This is a genomic window from Serratia silvae (assembly GCF_023282985.1).
GTDB lineage: Bacteria > Pseudomonadota > Gammaproteobacteria > Enterobacterales > Enterobacteriaceae > Chania > Chania silvae.
The window spans coordinates 89563-105461 of the sequence record NZ_JAGQDC010000015.1 but is presented as its reverse complement, the minus strand read 5'-3'; the positions used below and the strand labels follow the sequence as shown (position 1 = coordinate 105461).

The window sequence follows — 15899 nt, the reverse complement described above, 5'->3', positions numbered from 1 at the left end:
AATGAGCCGTCAGGATATGTCGTTATGGCCTGGGGCTTTGGCACCCAGGGAAAAATTGATGCGTGATGGCGCTGCGGCGCTATCCGATATGGAGCTGCTGGCGATCTTTTTGCGAACCGGGCTACCTGGGGTGCACGTCTCACAGCGGGCTGAACAGCTGCTGGCGCACTTTGGTTCGCTGTATCACCTGGTTTCGGCGGACTACGAACAATTTCGTAGTCAGAAAGGGCTGGGGATTGCCACCTATGCGCAGTTGCAGGCAATTTCCGAATTAGCACTCAGGCTGTTTTCCGGCCCCCATTTGCTGGAAAATGCGCTGCTGAACCCAAAAATTACCCAGCATTACCTACACAGTTTGCTGGCTAACCATGAGCGAGAGGTGTTTTTAGTGTTGTTTTTAGACAATCAGCACCGGGTTATTCGCCATCAGGAGATGTTTGCTGGTACCATCAACAGCGTCGTTGTCCACCCAAGAGAAATTGTGCGTGCGGCGTTGAAGGCTAATGCAGCAGCCCTCATTCTGGCGCATAATCATCCTTCGGGTAAGGCTGAACCCAGTCACGCCGACCGTTTGATAACCGAGCAAGTGGTTAATGCCTGCCAGTTATTGGAGATCCGAGTGCTCGATCATTTGGTGATAGGCCGGGGTGAATGCGTCTCTTTTGCCGAGCGCGGATGGCTATAAGCAACTTTTTCGCGATCCTTGAGGGATCTTTAGCTGTTCGGGACTTGAGCACTTACGCTTCAGAGCGTATACTACGCCACCTTTGAGAATCTTGGGTTTGGCGTTAAGAGCCTATCTCAGCAGGTTTCCAACCTGATGTGAGGTTTCTGACCTGATGACGAGAGTCTCCTCAGTATGAAGTTTGCTGAGATGGGCTCTAAAAGCCTGACGAGGCGGCCATACCCTATACGAAGCTCGAGCTGATTTGATTTTTGGAGAATAAGACATGTCACGAGTCTGCCAAGTTACTGGCAAGCGCCCGGTGAGCGGTAACAACCGTTCCCACGCAATGAACGCGACCAAACGCCGTTTTCTGCCTAACCTGCACTCACACCGTTTTTGGGTTGAGGCTGAGAAGCGCTTTGTAACTCTGCGTGTATCTGCTAAAGGTATGCGTGTTATCGATAAGAAGGGTATTGAGACGGTCTTGGCCGATCTGCGTGCCCGTGGTGAGAAGTATTAAGGAACTGCATCATGGCTAAAGGTGTTCGCGAGAAGATCAAGCTGGTTTCTTCTGCTGGTACTGGTCACTTCTATACCACCACGAAGAACAAGCGTACTAAGCCGGAAAAATTGGAACTGAAGAAATTCGATCCAGTTGTCCGTCAACACGTGATCTACAAAGAAGCTAAAATTAAATAATTTTAGTGGATTAATGAAAACCCGGCCTCGGCCGGGTTTTTTCATTTATAAAGCTACCCGTCGCCTTTCAAGCTGTAGCGTTGTTACCTGCGAGCGTGAATCCCTGTCATTTACCTAAGTAAACTCCAGGGAGTTAACGCTCTTGTCGCCTAGCTACAGCTTGAAATTCATAGGGTAAAGTAGAAAAACGCAGAGAGGGAGCCAGTCATGCCTGAATTACCAGAAGTCGAAACCAGCCGCCGTGGCATTGAGCCTTATCTTGTTGGCCACAACATCCAGTATGCGGTGGTGCGTAACGCTCGCCTGCGTTGGCCGGTCTCCGAGCAGATCCTGGCGTTGAGCGATCGGCCGGTGCGCAGCGTACAGCGCCGTGCCAAGTATCTACTGATCGAGTTGGACCACGGCTGGATTATCGTGCATCTGGGGATGTCCGGCAGCTTACGTATGCTGGCAGAGGAAACCGAGGCAGGTAAGCATGACCATGTCGATCTGGTGATGAGCAACGGTTTTATCCTGCGCTACACCGACCCGCGCCGTTTTGGTGCGTGGCTGTGGTGTGAAGATCTGGCCACCAGCAACGTATTGGCTCATCTTGGCCCCGAACCTCTGGGCGAAGAGTTTAATGGCACCTACCTGTACGAGAAATCACGTAATAAGCGTACGCTGATCAAGCCTTGGTTGATGGATAACAAGCTGGTGGTTGGCGTGGGGAATATCTATGCCAGCGAATCGCTGTTTACCGCCGGGATCCTACCGGATCGTCAGGCGGGATCCTTGACCAAGGCGCAGGCGGATCTGTTGGCCGAAACCATCAAGGCGGTGTTGCTGCGTTCAATTGAACAAGGGGGAACAACGCTGCGTGACTTCCTGCAGTCGGACGGTAAGCCGGGGTATTTTGCGCAGGAACTGCAGGTCTATGGCCGGGCAGGTGAACCCTGCCGCGCCTGTGGCACACCGATCGAGAGCGCCAAACACGGGCAGCGCAGCACCTTCTTCTGCCGCCGCTGCCAGCACTGATTACTTCGCGGCGAGCTTTTCCATCAGCGCTTTGGTGACGACATCCGGCAAGAACGGTGCGATGTCGCCGCCATGACGTGCCACTTCCTTCACCAAGGAAGAAGAGATAAATGACCACTGCTCGGAAGGCATCAGAAACACGCTTTCCAACGTTGGCATCAGATGGCGGTTCATGTTCGCCAGTTGCAATTCATATTCAAAGTCGGACACCGCACGCAGGCCGCGTATCAGAATATTGGCGTTCTGATGGGCGGCGAAGTGCGCCATCAACTCGCTGAACCCCAGCACCTCGACGTTATCCAGATGAGAGGTCACCTGCGTGGCCAAGGCAACGCGTTCTTCCAGCGTAAACAGCGGTTTTTTGCTCGAGCTGGCGGCAATGGCCAGGATCACGTGATCAAACATCAGTGAGGCTCGGGTGACCAGATCCAGATGGCCGTTGGTCAGTGGATCGAAGGTGCCTGGGTAGATGGCTTTGCTGCTCATGGTTCACTTCTCTGAATAGTTGCGGCCCAATGCCCACAGTGCGGCATATTTATTGAAGGTATATTGCGCGTTGACCACGGCTAACAGCAAGCCCTGTTTGCCGTCGAGGAAACCGGCCCGCAGCAGCCAGGTTTTGCAGAACGCACCCAGCGTGTGGGTGAGAATCGACAGATAACCGCAGCGCTTACCGGCCTGGTGGCGTTGGATTGCCCACTGCTCGGCGTAATGCAGTTGTTTGCGCTGGAAGGCAAAAAAGTCACGGCAGGTCAGGTGCAGCAGATCGCCTTGCAGTGGCACGACTTTTGCGCCGCCGGTGTTGAGGGATTCATGGACCAGGTCGTCGTTATAGCGATAGCGCTGATTGGCATACAGCCGGTTGACCCGATCGGGGTACCAGCCGCTGTGGCGCATAAAGCGGCCAAGAAACAGGTTACGGCGGCCCAGGCTATAGACGACGTTATCGTCGGCGTTGGCTAATACCTGCTCGATGGAGTGGCGCAATTCTGGCGTGACGCGCTCGTCGGCGTCGATCATCAGTACGTAATCCTGAGTGGCGTAGCTTTGCGCCTTCTGCCGCTGCTTGCCGAAGCCTTGCCAATCGGTATGGGTAAATACCTTGGCACCCAAACTTTCCGCCAAAGCGACGGAGCTGTCGCTGCTGCCGGAGTCGAGCACGATGATTTCATCAGCCCAGGCGACCGATTGCAGGCACTCGCTCAGCAACTCGGCTTCGTTTTTGGCAATCATCACTACCGACAGGCTGTTACGGTGGCTCATTCAGTGGCTCCGTGGCGGCAGGTGTGGCTCCAACAGTTGCAGCAGGCGTTGCAACGCCCCCTGGTTCTGATACAACACTTCAACCGCGTGGCGGCCGTAATAGCGGCGATAATCTTCATCGGTCAGCAGTGTTTCTATCTCTTTCACCAACGAATCGACATCGCTGATGGTGATCATCCCGCCCGCTTCGGAGAGTTTGGCGCAGATATCTTTGAAGTTGAACGTATGTGGGCCCATCAGCACCGGAATGGCATGGGCGGCCGCTTCCAGTGGGTTATGCCCCCCGCGCTCAACCAGGCTGCCACCGACGAAGGCCAGATCGGCAATGCCGTACAGCAGCATCAGTTCGCCCATGGTATCGCCAATCACGACCTGCGTGCTGCCGGAAGGGATTTCGCCGCTGCTGCGGGTGGTGTAGCTGAAGCCCGCTTTTTGCGTCAGCTCTTTGGCGGTTGGGAAGCGCTCAGGGTGGCGTGGCACTAGGATAAGTAATAGGTCGGGGTGTTTTTCCAGCAACCGGCGGTGGGCTTCCAGCAGTATGGTTTCTTCACCTTCGTGGGTACTGGTGGCGATCCACACCGGGCGGCGTGGTGCCCATTGGCGGCGTAGCGTAACGGCTCTGGCAGCCAGCTCTGGCGTTACGGAGATATCAAACTTCAGGCTGCCGGTGACGGTCAGCTGTGAACGTTTGAGGCCCAGTTCGATAAAGCGCTCGCCGTCTTCCTGATTTTGCGCAGCGATTAGGGTAATACGGCGCAGGATATCACGGATAAAACCGCCGATTTTCTTGTAGCCAGCCGCTGAACGGGCAGAAAGACGCGCGTTGGCAATCACCAGCGGGATTTGGCGCTGATGCAGGGCGTTAATCAGGTTGGGCCACAGCTCGGTTTCCATGATGATCACCAGCTTGGGATCTACCTGATCGAGGAAACGGCGCATCGAACCCGGCAGATCGTAAGGCAGATAGACGTGATGCACATCTTTACCGAAAGCGGATTGCACTCGTTCGGAACCCGTTGGCGTCATTGTGGTCACAGTAATCGGCAAATAAGGGTAACGATGGCGCAGGGCGCGAACCAGCGGGATCGCCGCCAGGGTTTCGCCAACAGAAACGGAATGCAGCATAATGCCGCCCGATACTACTTTCCCGGCGCAGAAACCATAGCGTTCCGCCCAGCGTTTACGGTAGGCTGGTGCTTTGCGGCTGCGCAGCAGTAGGCGGAGCCAGATCAGGGGTTGGATAAGGTAGAGTAGTACCTGATATAAACGGAGCAGCATTCTATCAATTTCATTTATATGGGTTATCCAGAATAGTACCATAACCGGAAGGGAAAGGCGCTAACTTGGTGGCTCGGTGTCAGGTTGGGACAACAGGCGAGAGATGTCGCCGATAGGTTTGTAATGAAGAATATTTTAATTATCCGCCGCGACAATATTGGTGATCTCGTGTGTACTACCCCGCTGATTGAAGGGGTGAAAACCGCTTACCCTGACGCCAACCTCTATCTGCTTATCAATAAAGTCAGCCAGGATGTGGTGAAAAATAACCCGCATCTCACCAAGGTGTTTGTTTATAAGAAGGCCAAACACAAGGCCAAGAATGAGACTACCTTGGGAGTCTATTTTGAACGGCTGATGATATTTTTGCAGCTGAGAAAAATCAAGTTTGATGCGGCCATTCTGGCTAACCCGGTGCGGTGCAAATATAGCCTGCGCCTGGCAAAAATGGCCGGGGTTAAAAATATTATTGGTGCAGATCTTGGTACCAGTGAAATTCATCATCCTTTCCGCGCGGCGGATTTTCACGGCAAGCATCAGGTGGAACACACTTTCAGCTACCTGTCTGCCATCACCGATCACTCCATTCCCATTCCCCCGGTGAAGGTTTTCCTCACTGCGGAAGAGCAGCAGCAAGCGCAGCAACGTTTGCATAGCCTGTTGCCCCCGGTTGAGCGGGTGTTTGCCGTGCATATCAGCAGCCGCAGCCCAAAACGGCGCTGGCCCATTGAGCGCTATGCCGAAATCATCAACCGCCTGGTTGCCGATCCCACCACCGGCGTGCTGATCTTCTGGTCACCGCAGGGGACGCTGACGCCTGATGATATCGGCGATCAAAAGCGAGCCGAGCAGTTATTGGCTGGCTGCCAGAATGAAAGGGTAGCGCTTTACCCAACGGCCTCGGTACGCGAACTGTTGGCCGGTTTCGAGTTATGCGACAGGGTACTGTGCAGCGACGGTGGCCAGATGCATCTGGCCGCGGCACTGAATAAAAGCATGGTGGTATTCTTTGGCGATACGGATAAAGAGTCTTGGCATCCGTGGAGCGGGCAATATCGGATCCTGCAAACCGAGTCGGGTGATTGCGTCGATGTTACTGTCGATGAGGTTTGGCAAGAAATACAGGCCTTGAATTAATTAACAACCAGGCAGGGTAAACCTGCCTAGACTTATTTCTTTAACGCCAGGTACTGTTGGCAAATAGGCTCCAGGCCATAGCTCAGTAGCTGCTGGTGATTAATGACCGGCGGCTGAGCATAAATCTCTGCCATTTTCTCCGCCAGTGAGGTTTCATTTAATTCTGCCAGCGCACGAGTTAACCCCGCTTTTTCCAGAATTTCCTCAGGCCCGCCAGGGCAACGGGTGCTGACGACCGGCGTGTCACACAGCAAGGCTTCAACCAGCACGTTACCGAACCCTTCACTGTCTGAACTGAGCACCAGCATCGCAGCGTGTTTGATCAGGGGATAGGGGTTAGCCTGAAAACCGAGGAACAGCACGCGATCGCTAATGTTCAACTCTGCGGCAAGATGTTTGATCTCGTTGATATGCGTTTCATTGCCGGTACCTACCAGCGCCAAGGGGGCCTGAATACCAGACAGGGCGTAGGCTTTCAGCAGGCGGTCGTGGCGTTTATGGGGATGAAAACGGCCTACGTGCACCAGATAGTCTTTACCCGCCAGTTCACAGGGTTCTGCCGCCTGCTGTTCGATGGCGGCGATATCGAACGGGTTGTTGATCACCGCCAGCCGGTTTGGAGCAATCCCCAGGTTTTGCTGTAGGTCATTGCCCACTGCCTGTGAAACGGCAACGATATTCTGCCGTTGGTAGACGCCCGCGACCTTGCGGCGTTTCAGCCAGCGATCGAGGCCGGTGCGGTGACCCAGGTAGGAGGTGGACAGGATACCGTGAATGCAGAACCACAGCCGGGTGCTGTCCAGCACTTTGCTATGGCTGACGATACGATCGGTCTTATGCAGGTTGGAAAACACCAGATCGTAACGGCCGTGCTGCTGCTCGTTGGCGGCAATCGCGCGATCCAACATCGCGGCGCGGCGTGCCAGCTCGGTCAGCTTACGCCAAGGCGATCGACAGTTGTCGGTGAGCACCTGATAATCAATGCCGGTGGGGATCGGGTAGTTGCAGACGTCGCGCAATGAGATCAGGCTGACATCATGCCCCAACTGCTGCATGCCCTGGCACAGGGTCAGTACCACTTTTTCCGCTCCGCCGCCCGGCAGGCCGTCGATAATCATCAGAATACGCATAAGTTAGTCCAGCAGTCGGTTATACAGCGATATGAGCTGTTCTGAGAGGTGTGCTGGTGTGGCCGACATGATACGCAGCCGTGCCGCCTCTCCCATGCTCGATCCCAGGGCTTGCCGTGGTAGTGCAACGATAGCGTTGGTGAGGGCGCTGATGTCCAGCGCATCGCAGACAAAGCCGTTTTGCCCCGGAGTGATGAACTCAGCGCCACCGCAGGTGGTGCTGGTGATCACCGGTAGCCCGCATGACATGGCTTCCAAAATCACATTGGGGAACGGATCGTACAGCGTTGGCAGCAACAGGGCATCGGCGGCCTGATAGAATGGCAACGTCTGTTTCTGTACGCCCATGAAACGCACCCGGTCACCACAACCCAGCTTTTGTGCCAGTGAGCGGTAACGCTTTTCTGCTTTATCCTTGCCCACCACCAATAGGTAGCTGTTGGAGGCGGCAACGGCACGAATAGCGGCTGCCAACCCTTTACGTTCAAAGCCAGAACCGACAAAGATCAGGCAGTGCGCCTGTTGCGGGATCTGATACTGCGCCCGCAACTGTTGCCGCTGTAGCTCATTCGCCGGTAAAAATTTCTGATTGTCGATGGCATTGTAGATCACCGTGATTTTATCGGCAGGCACGCCGAAATCGGCGATGATTTCCCGTTTGATCATCTCGGCGTTGCAGATCACCGCTTTCAGCTCTGGTGCGGCATACATGGCGCGTTCGGCACACATCACATAGCGGTGATAGCGGTTGGAGAACAGCCATTTGCGCCGCCACTCCGGCAACAGGCGTGCCCGTTGCAGCAGCCAGCGGCGATGGACGCCGTCACCGGCGCGATAGATATCACAGCCGGGGATGCGTTCATGGCTTTGTACCAGATCGAAGATCTCTTTCTGCCACAAAGCCCGAGCCGCTTCGGCAAAACCGCGTTCGCGACTGATGCGCCCGAACTTCATCGGGTTGCACAGGTGGATGTGCCAGTTTGGGTTGACGTCCCCCTGCCATTCGCGGGTAATGACGTTCAGATCCAGATCTTGTTGTTCCAGCGCCTCCAGGGCACGGGAAACGAAACGTTCTGCCCCGCCGTCCGGGCGGTATTTTTGGCGAACAATCGCCAGGCGAAATGCTTTCATGCAAGCGTGCTCCGCGCGGCTGCAATCACCACGTCTGTAGGAATAAGGTCCAGGTAGCGCTGATCGGTACCGGTATCAATAGCATCCGGGTCCGGCAGGTTGCCGTAGTCCCCGGCCCAAATCACCTGGCCGATAACCTGCCAGGGGCGCCAGAAGACCAGCTTAGAGGGCCCGAACAGCGCCACGCAGGGCGTCTGTAATGCCGCCGCCATATGCATGGGGACAGAATCAACCCCGATAAACAGTTTGGCATGGTCGATCAACGCCGCCAACTGACGCAGGGTCAACTGCCCGGCCAGAGAAACTACCCCTTGCTGTGGGCACTGTTTCAATATTTGCGCCACCATGTCTTGCTCTTTGGCATCCGGCCCCGAGGTGAGCACCAATTGGTGCCCTTCGGCCTGCAATGCGCTAATGGTGGCCGCCATTTTTTCTTCGCTCCAGCATTTAAAGAACCAGCGCGAGGTGGGTTGTACCACGATATAGCTACCGGTGACGCCATTTTGTTGCAAAAGCTGGTGGCTGGCCTGCCAATCTTGCGGGCTGTAGCTCATGGTGACCTGCTGGTTTTGCTCAGGTAAACCCAGCGGTTGCAGCAGCGACAGGTTTTGTTCAACGGTATGCAGATGTTCGTGTCCGGCTACCGGCACCAACTGAGTGTGGCAATAGCGCCACAGGATGCCACGGCGCTTGGGGAAATCGAACCCCAGCCGAATGCGTGCCCCGGTGAGGCGGGTAATCAACGCGCTGCGCCACTGATCGGCCAGGTTGACCACCAGATCGTAGCGTTGTGCCTGCAACTGACGGATCAGATGCAGTTCGTGGCCCAAGTGTGCCTTGGTGCCCTGCTTTTTCCACTGGCGATCGATAACAAATATTTGCGATAGCGCCGGGTTGCTCGCCAACATATCCCGCGTTTCTTTGTACAGCAGGATGTCGATCTGAGCGTCGGGATAGTTCTGCCGCAGCGTATTGATGACCGGAGTGGTCAGCAGCATATCGCCATGATGGCGCAGCTTGACGATCAGAATACGCTGTATGGGCGTGGCAGAAACAGGGGCTGGCGCGTCGTTCATAGTCAGTCGCTTTCAGGGAAACCAATCTTTGATTCTAAATGACCCGATTGCATGTGGCTACTGTTGCTCGGTTTTCTTGCCTGTGCAGAAAAAAATAGTGGCGTGGGGTGACAATTACGGCTCAATGTTGTCCAAACGAGGCGATAAAGTCGTTTGCCCTGAGGAATGGGGCTGCGTAACATAATGTAAATCTGTGACTATCAGGCTCCCAATGTATGACTAAACCGGCGTTTCTTATCACGATTGATACCGAAGGCGATAATCTGTGGCAAAACCACGACCGCATTTCGACCGAGAACACGCGTTTTTTACCGCGCTTTCAGACGCTGTGTGAAAAATACGCCTGCAAGCCGGTTTACCTGACCAACTATGAAATGGCGGTGGATGCACAGTACGTTGAATTTGCCCGCGACGTGATAGCGCGCGGCACCGGCGAAGTGGGAATGCACCTGCACGCCTGGAACAGTCCGCCGCTGACGCCGCTCACCGAAGATGACTGGCGGCATAAACCCTATCTGATCGAATACCCAGCCGACCAAATTCGCGCCAAGGTCGATCATATGACCAAGCTGCTGGAGGATACCTTCCAGACCAAGATGCTCAGCCACCGTGCCGGGCGCTGGGCGTTTAATGAGTTTTATGCCTCATTGTTGCTGGAATATGGCTATCAGGTCGATTGTTCCGTCACTCCGCGCGTTAACTGGCAATATTCGCCCGGTAATCCGCAGGGCAACGGTGGGACCGACTATCGTCATTTCCCCTCGAAGGCCTATTTTATCGATCCGGCCAATATCGCCCAACCCGGTGATTCCACGCTGTTGGAAGTGCCCATGAGCATTCAGTATAAACATTCGGCGCTGATGAATGCGGTGAAGCAGGGCTATGACCGCCTGCGGGGTAAAAAACGCTCACCGTCGGTGCATTGGCTGCGCCCCTCAGGTAACAATCTGGACAAGATGAAACTGGTGGCCGAACGCTCTCTGGCGCAGGGGCACGATTATGTCGAGTTTATGCTGCATTCCTCCGAGTTTATGCCGGGAGGCAGCCCGACGTTTAAGACCGAGCAGGATATTGACGCGTTATATCGCGATTTGGAGCAGCTGTTTGCCTGGTTGCAACAGCGCACGGTTGGCATGACCTTGGCTGAATACTATCAACTGAAAGTGAATTAACATGTCGAAAAAATGGAAAGTCAAGCTGGTGAATGCTTGTCTCCGGCTTTATACAAAGTTTGGCAGTAATTTTAAAGATAAACACTCGTTCGATAAAAGCCGCGAGTTTGACCGCATTGCTATTTTCTCAACCACTGCGCTGGGCGATTTGATGTTCAACACGCCAGCGATCCGTGCGCTCCGTGAGCGTTATCCTGCAGCCAAGTTCACCCTGGTCTCCAGCTATAAAAACGGTGGTCTGGTCGGCACCAGCCGCTATTTTGATCACGTGATTTATTGGGATCACAAAGCCAAGGATATGCTCAAGGTTATCTGCCAGCTAAAGAAAAGACGGCCGCAGCTGGTGGTGGTACTACATTCAAAAGCCCCTTATGACATCATCACGGCGATTTTTTCAGGTTGCGAGTATCTATTCAAAGATGTTTATAAAAATGAGCTGACTGGCGTGAATCACTGGCTGACCGGCTCCAGTGTTCGAGGTGGCGGTCATTTGATCCAGCGTAAATTGGATTTGGTTGGTCAGTTAGGCTGCGATACACAAAACCGGGAAATGTTTATCCCGATCGATTTCCCGCTGCAGCAGAAACAGCCGGGAAAAATCGTGGTTGGTTTCCAGATGGGGGCATCCGAACCGTTACGTTGTTGGCCAGTGAACCACTTTGTCAGCTTGGCTAAAATGCTGCTGGCACGCTCACCTGAATACTCGATTGCTTTGATCGGCACGCCGAAAGAGCAGGTGTTTGAGAGTGAGTTCATAGCGGGGTTGACGGAGGAAGAGCAGGGGCGGGTTATCAGTTATATTGGTAAGACAACGCTGCCGCAATTACTGGCTGTGATGAAAAATATGGATGTGCTGGTTACTGGAGACACTGGGCCGTTACATCTTGCTATTGCTTTGAAAACCAAAACCGTCAGCCTGTTTGTTACGGCCGACCCACACCAAACAGGGCCGTATCAGAATATCGAGCGTCATCAGGTAATATATGTGCCAGCAGAATCGCTCAACCTAAGTGAAGAGCAGTGTCATCAACCATTAAGCATTATCTCCAGCGCTGAAGTCATGGAGCGGACAATGAAATTAATTGCCGAATAACCGAGACACCGGATTTTAATGATGTGAGCAATTTCAACGATATTATACCGATACAGTGAGCTATTAACGATGAAGCCATTTGGAAAAATTACCAGGAATAAAAATGTAGTGTTGAGGAAGCTGAAGCTACAACTTCTTCTTGCCTGGTGTAATTGGTCTAAAAAGAAGAACGGCGAAAATTTCGATTGGGTAAATGCAAAAAAAATTTTGTTACTGCGTCTGGACGATAAAATCGGTGATATGGTGGTTGCTACCGGGGCTATTAAGAAGCTTGCTGATGCTGGTCACAAGGTTTCTGTTCTATCCGGGCCTGCTTGTGCAAATTTACTCTCTGGTCTGCAGTACGTAACCAAATGCTATCTGTATCGGCGTCGCGCATCGCTGAGTGTGCTCAAGAAAGAAAATTTTGATGTGGTGATTGATTTCGATGATGTTACCACCTATGAACGCTGCAGGCTAATCCATAAGCTGGGTGCCAAACACGTCATTGGTTTTAACAAGAATTTTTTTTCAATGTATGACACCTCGATTGATTTCCTTGACGCCGAAAAGCACGTTACTGAACGACATAAGAGAGTGTTACGTTTGTTGGGTGTTGGTTGTGAAGAATATAGCTATGCTTTAAAGCCCACATCGGTGTCTATCGATAAGGTCGATGCAGCCTTGGCAGAGCTTTATTATGATTATCTGATCGCAGTAAATCCGTTCACTGGTTCTGAAGACAAAGACTTCTCCCATGCGCAAATTGTGAACATCGTTGATTTTATCAACTCGTTGAATATCAATGTTCAGGTACTCCTCATCGGCCAGGAAACGAAGGTTGCCTCTCTCAATATTACCGAGTGTATTTATATTCCCGGCAGTACTGTAAACACGGCGGTAGAAATAGTAAAAAGGGCTGATTTGATTATTTCCCCGGATACGTCGGTGGTGCATATGGCCTGCGCATTCAACAAACGATTGGTCGCGATTTATAACCAACGAAAGCTCAAGGATACTGGTTTACCTGGGCATGTCATCTGGTCACCCAATTATGATAATGCAGTGCAACTTGTGACGGATCAGATGAACGTGAGCGATGTACCGATTGAGCTGATTACCCAACGGATAGGAGAGCAGATTGCGAAGATGGTTAAAGCATCTGCAACACAGAAGATAGCTTATTAGAATGTAAAATAGAGCCACCGAATGGGTGGCTCAGCCCGGACTCAATAAGTACGGGAGTTTAAATTGGTGGTCATGAGAACCCCTAGCGGGAACCAGAACAGGTACCAAAATTCAGCTGGGTTACCTATCATGAACATACCCTGTGAGGTATAAAACAATAGCGCGAAGATAAATAACCCCGCTTCCAATCTTCTGCCGTTGTGTAGATGTTGTATAGCCAGAAATCCGCAATAACTTAATACCGCGAGCAACGTTCCCAGCCCCACAATTCCGCCTTTTAGCAATGTCCCCCAGTAAAGGCTGTGTGTGGTGTGGATATGTTCGCCAGAATAATTGGTGAAATCTAGCTCATAGTTGAATCCATAGCCAAAATAAGGTGCTTGCTTTACCAAGTCGAATGTATGGTGCCAGATGCTTAAACGCAGAAAGCTTTGAACGTACATTTCCTGGAAGCGAGCGATCAGTAAATGCCCCAATTCTGTAAGGATAATGATTAAACTCAGGGTGAATAATACGAGCAGAAAATAAGCGAAGTGTTTCAATTTCAAATGATTATAGGGTAGTGTCACCATCAGGGCAATCAGCAAAGAAAGTACAGGCCCGCGGCTTTGAGTAAGCAGCATTGTGGCAAATAGTATCGAAATGGCGATTAGCATCAATTTACTTTGCTTTTCGCGAAAAACGATCAGGCAGAGGAACACACCTATTCCAGCTAAACCAGCTAAGTCGATCACATTATCCGGACCAGGATTACTTTTCGGTAAGGAGCGGTTTGTCAGTATGTCGCTGTAATCAAAAAATATCGAATACAGGCACAGGATGGTTAACCCCAAAATAATTGTGGTGAACAAGAGGTTACGTTTCTGGCCATTAATAACGGTGATCAACATTGCCAAATATAGCAGTAGATAAACGCTATGCGTTAGGGTAGATTCTATATTAAATGGCTCGTTTGACCATAGGTTACTCAAGGTGAAGTAGATCAACATCGCGGCAATAAGTGCCAGGCCGCAACGGATATCTCGATTGCGAAAAAAAGATAGTCTGAGATCTTTATCTAAATACAAGGTGATAATGAAAAAAATAGCTGAAAGATGGAACAGATTATTAACTTTGGTAGCGCTACAAAAAATGGCACTGAAAAAAGAAAAAAGGAAAAATAGCGTTATATATAGCTTTTTCGGATGAAAGGCATTATTTGAAAAGTTCATTTGAATCAACCTTGTCGAAAATTTCATTGCTGATAGCGCTGGTGACTGAAAGATTTTTTACAGCGATCTTCTTGGCTTTCATAATTTGGCTGGCATGATGGAAGGAGGGCATAACCAGGTGGGAAACTTTCACTTCCAAATTGGTAGGCAATTTATTTTCTGTGGTTTCATAAAAGCGTGGTTGGTGGAAGTTATTCATATCCAACCCTATGATATACAGTTGCTTAAAGCCGAGGAAGGTCAGGATCTGTAGTGCCCAGTAAACGACAGTTCCTGCGTCGAAGATGCCGCTGCGAATATCATAAGTGAAAGCGATATCCTTCCGATCAGCGGCAAAAAAAACATTGTTATTATTACTATACATCGACCACAATTTATCGTTGGTTATCTTGGGTTGGTAGATTTTAAACGCGGCGTCTTCAATTACTGCAAGCTGGCATTTAACTCGTTTTAAACCGAACTTCTCGACGATTTTAACCACACCATACACTGTGGTGAACAATATTAACTGCGGGTCGTCAATAATATTGCTGAGAATTTCAGGTTTTTGATCAATAAACCCCATGTCCACAATGATATAGAATTTAAAATCGACGCGATCCCGCAGGAAGTAGGCACCATTAACCCCCATAGCAGGCATGGAGGGAAACTTCTCCAGGCAAAGATTTTTCACTGAAGGACCGGTAGCGGTTAGCAGGATATCGCCGGAAAAATTTCCTTTCATGTCAGAGAGTTGTACTATCGGTATTTGCTGCTGCTTATAACGCAGCTCAACGATCTCTCCACTGGTAGCACGGTTAATCTTTACGTAGGGCCATAGATTCTCGTTATGCCGAAAGGAACGGGCATGCGTATAGCGATAAATCTGCTTGAATAATGTTCTTATCACAGCGACATCCCGTTTTTCATTAACATGGCAACCTTTTGTGCTGAAATATCAGCCATGCGATTCCCCGTATCAGGGCGGCAGGCATGCTGATTCTGCCCGTAACCCCCAATCAGCCCCGGATCGGTCGGGCCGAATAGGGTGATATTCGGGCGATCCAGCGCGGCGGTCAGGTGGCTTAGCCCGGTGTCGACCGACACCACGGCTTTTGCCCCAGCCAGCACTTCGGCAACCTGTTGCAGGCTGAGCTTGGGCAACACTTCAACGTGTTCAAACCCTTCTGCCAGCCGTAAAGCGCGTTGGCGTTCGTGCTCAGCCCCCCAAGGTAGCTTGATGTTTATGCCGCTCGGAGCGATCAGCGCGATCAGTTCGCGCCAGTTTGCCTCTGGCCAGTGTTTTTCATCCCGCGTAGTGGCGTGTAGAAAAACCAGATATTGCCCGGCATCGGCTGGCGGTTGGCTTAGAAAGCGAGCGGCAATCGCGTAATCGCCCGTACTTTGCGGCCTCGCATACCCCAGGCTCTTGGCGAACAGCTCGCGAATGCGTTCCACAGCATGCTGCTGCTTGTCGATCTCATGGCGATGATTATAGAACCAACTGGCAAAAGGCTCACGGACGCTTTTGCAGTCCAGGCCGTGTTTGCTGCCGTGGGCGATGCGAGTCACCAACGCCGCACTCTTGATCAGGCCCTGGGCGTCGATCACGATGTCATAGTCGCGCTCCTGCACCTGGCGCTTGAAATCGCATCTCTGTTGGCGCGTTTCGCTGCCGAACCAGTTTTTACGCCAGCGGCGAATGGCCACCGGGATCACGCGGTCTACCGCCGGATGCCAGCTCGGGATCTGGCTGAACCCCTCTTCTACCACCCAATCGAAACGGATACCGGGGATAGCCTGCATCGCGTCGGTCAAGGCTGGCAGCGTATGGAGCACATCCCCCATCGAAGAGGTCTTTACGATCAGAACCTGCATG

At 52.0% G+C, this 15899-nt stretch carries 17 protein-coding genes; 8 read left to right on the top strand and 9 right to left on the bottom strand.

The window, feature by feature from the left end:
* Position 1 precedes the first annotated feature (1 nt).
* The 4 genes from radC to mutM all read left to right on the top strand — a co-directional run bounded on the left by radC (position 2) and on the right by mutM (position 2383).
* Entirely contained in the window at positions 2-685 is a 684-nt protein-coding gene (gene radC, locus KAJ71_RS17400; protein ID WP_248946870.1) for a RadC family protein, read from the top strand.
* 265 nt (positions 686-950) lie between these two features.
* Positions 951-1187, top strand: a complete 237-nt coding sequence (rpmB, locus tag KAJ71_RS17395) for a 50S ribosomal protein L28 (RefSeq protein ID WP_004931195.1) — start codon at positions 951-953, stop codon at positions 1185-1187.
* An 11-nt stretch (positions 1188-1198) separates the two neighbouring features.
* Positions 1199-1366, top strand: a complete 168-nt coding sequence (rpmG, locus tag KAJ71_RS17390) for a 50S ribosomal protein L33 (protein ID WP_004392084.1) — start codon at positions 1199-1201, stop codon at positions 1364-1366.
* A gap of 207 nt (positions 1367-1573) precedes the next feature.
* Positions 1574-2383 (top strand): bifunctional DNA-formamidopyrimidine glycosylase/DNA-(apurinic or apyrimidinic site) lyase, encoded by an 810-nt coding sequence (gene mutM, locus KAJ71_RS17385; RefSeq protein ID WP_248946869.1) that lies wholly within the window; start codon positions 1574-1576, stop codon positions 2381-2383.
* On the opposite strand, the gene coaD is transcribed toward mutM, so the two are convergent.
* Genes coaD through waaA form a run of 3 tightly spaced genes read right to left on the bottom strand, consistent with a single transcriptional unit; the run spans position 2384 to position 4924 of the window.
* Positions 2384-2869, bottom strand: a complete 486-nt coding sequence (coaD, locus tag KAJ71_RS17380) for a pantetheine-phosphate adenylyltransferase (RefSeq protein ID WP_248946868.1) — start codon at positions 2867-2869, stop codon at positions 2384-2386.
* A 3-nt stretch (positions 2870-2872) separates the two neighbouring features.
* Positions 2873-3646: a glycosyltransferase family 2 protein gene (locus KAJ71_RS17375; protein WP_248946867.1), complete on the bottom strand. Its 774-nt coding sequence runs from the start codon at positions 3644-3646 to the stop codon at positions 2873-2875.
* Entirely contained in the window at positions 3647-4924 is a 1278-nt protein-coding gene (gene waaA, locus KAJ71_RS17370; protein ID WP_186580558.1) for a lipid IV(A) 3-deoxy-D-manno-octulosonic acid transferase, read from the bottom strand.
* 123 nt (positions 4925-5047) lie between these two features.
* On the opposite strand from waaA, the gene KAJ71_RS17365 reads away from it, so the two are divergent.
* Positions 5048-6061, top strand: coding sequence for a glycosyltransferase family 9 protein (locus tag KAJ71_RS17365; RefSeq protein WP_248946866.1), 1014 nt, complete (start codon positions 5048-5050; stop codon positions 6059-6061).
* A gap of 32 nt (positions 6062-6093) precedes the next feature.
* Here the strand turns inward: KAJ71_RS17365 and KAJ71_RS17360 are convergent, their stop codons facing one another.
* Genes KAJ71_RS17360 through rfaQ form a run of 3 tightly spaced genes read right to left on the bottom strand, consistent with a single transcriptional unit; the run spans position 6094 to position 9398 of the window.
* The gene (locus KAJ71_RS17360; protein ID WP_248946865.1) at positions 6094-7191 is read right to left on the bottom strand and encodes a glycosyltransferase; all 1098 of its coding nucleotides are present in this window, start codon (positions 7189-7191) and stop codon (positions 6094-6096) included.
* A gap of 3 nt (positions 7192-7194) precedes the next feature.
* The gene (locus tag KAJ71_RS17355; protein ID WP_248946864.1) at positions 7195-8322 is read right to left on the bottom strand and encodes a glycosyltransferase family 4 protein; all 1128 of its coding nucleotides are present in this window, start codon (positions 8320-8322) and stop codon (positions 7195-7197) included.
* Positions 8319-9398, bottom strand: a complete 1080-nt coding sequence (gene rfaQ, locus KAJ71_RS17350; RefSeq protein WP_248946863.1) for a putative lipopolysaccharide heptosyltransferase III — start codon at positions 9396-9398, stop codon at positions 8319-8321. Before rfaQ ends, KAJ71_RS17355 begins: the two co-directional genes overlap by 4 nt.
* Before the next feature lie 215 nt (positions 9399-9613).
* On the opposite strand from rfaQ, the gene KAJ71_RS17345 reads away from it, so the two are divergent.
* The 3 genes from KAJ71_RS17345 to KAJ71_RS17335 all read left to right on the top strand — a co-directional run bounded on the left by KAJ71_RS17345 (position 9614) and on the right by KAJ71_RS17335 (position 12830).
* Complete coding sequence (locus KAJ71_RS17345) at positions 9614-10570, top strand: polysaccharide deacetylase family protein (protein ID WP_248946862.1); 957 nt, start codon at positions 9614-9616, stop codon at positions 10568-10570.
* 1 nt (position 10571) lies between these two features.
* Positions 10572-11663: a glycosyltransferase family 9 protein gene (locus KAJ71_RS17340; protein WP_248946861.1), complete on the top strand. Its 1092-nt coding sequence runs from the start codon at positions 10572-10574 to the stop codon at positions 11661-11663.
* A 69-nt stretch (positions 11664-11732) separates the two neighbouring features.
* A complete protein-coding gene (locus KAJ71_RS17335) occupies positions 11733-12830 on the top strand; it encodes a glycosyltransferase family 9 protein (RefSeq protein WP_248946860.1) in 1098 nt (365 codons plus the stop codon).
* A 41-nt stretch (positions 12831-12871) separates the two neighbouring features.
* Here KAJ71_RS17335 and KAJ71_RS17330 read toward each other — a convergent pair whose 3' ends face one another.
* The 3 genes from KAJ71_RS17330 to rfaC are packed head-to-tail and all read right to left on the bottom strand — an operon-like array spanning position 12872 to position 15898.
* A complete protein-coding gene (locus KAJ71_RS17330; RefSeq protein WP_248946859.1) occupies positions 12872-14041 on the bottom strand; it encodes an O-antigen ligase family protein in 1170 nt (389 codons plus the stop codon).
* A complete protein-coding gene (locus tag KAJ71_RS17325) occupies positions 14025-14927 on the bottom strand; it encodes a WaaZ-like lipopolysaccharide core biosynthesis protein (protein WP_248946897.1) in 903 nt (300 codons plus the stop codon). Before KAJ71_RS17325 ends, KAJ71_RS17330 begins: the two co-directional genes overlap by 17 nt.
* Entirely contained in the window at positions 14927-15898 is a 972-nt protein-coding gene (gene rfaC / locus KAJ71_RS17320) for a lipopolysaccharide heptosyltransferase RfaC (RefSeq protein WP_248946858.1), read from the bottom strand. The genes KAJ71_RS17325 and rfaC overlap by 1 nt, the downstream gene beginning before the upstream one ends.
* Between the last annotated feature and the right edge of the window lies 1 nt (position 15899).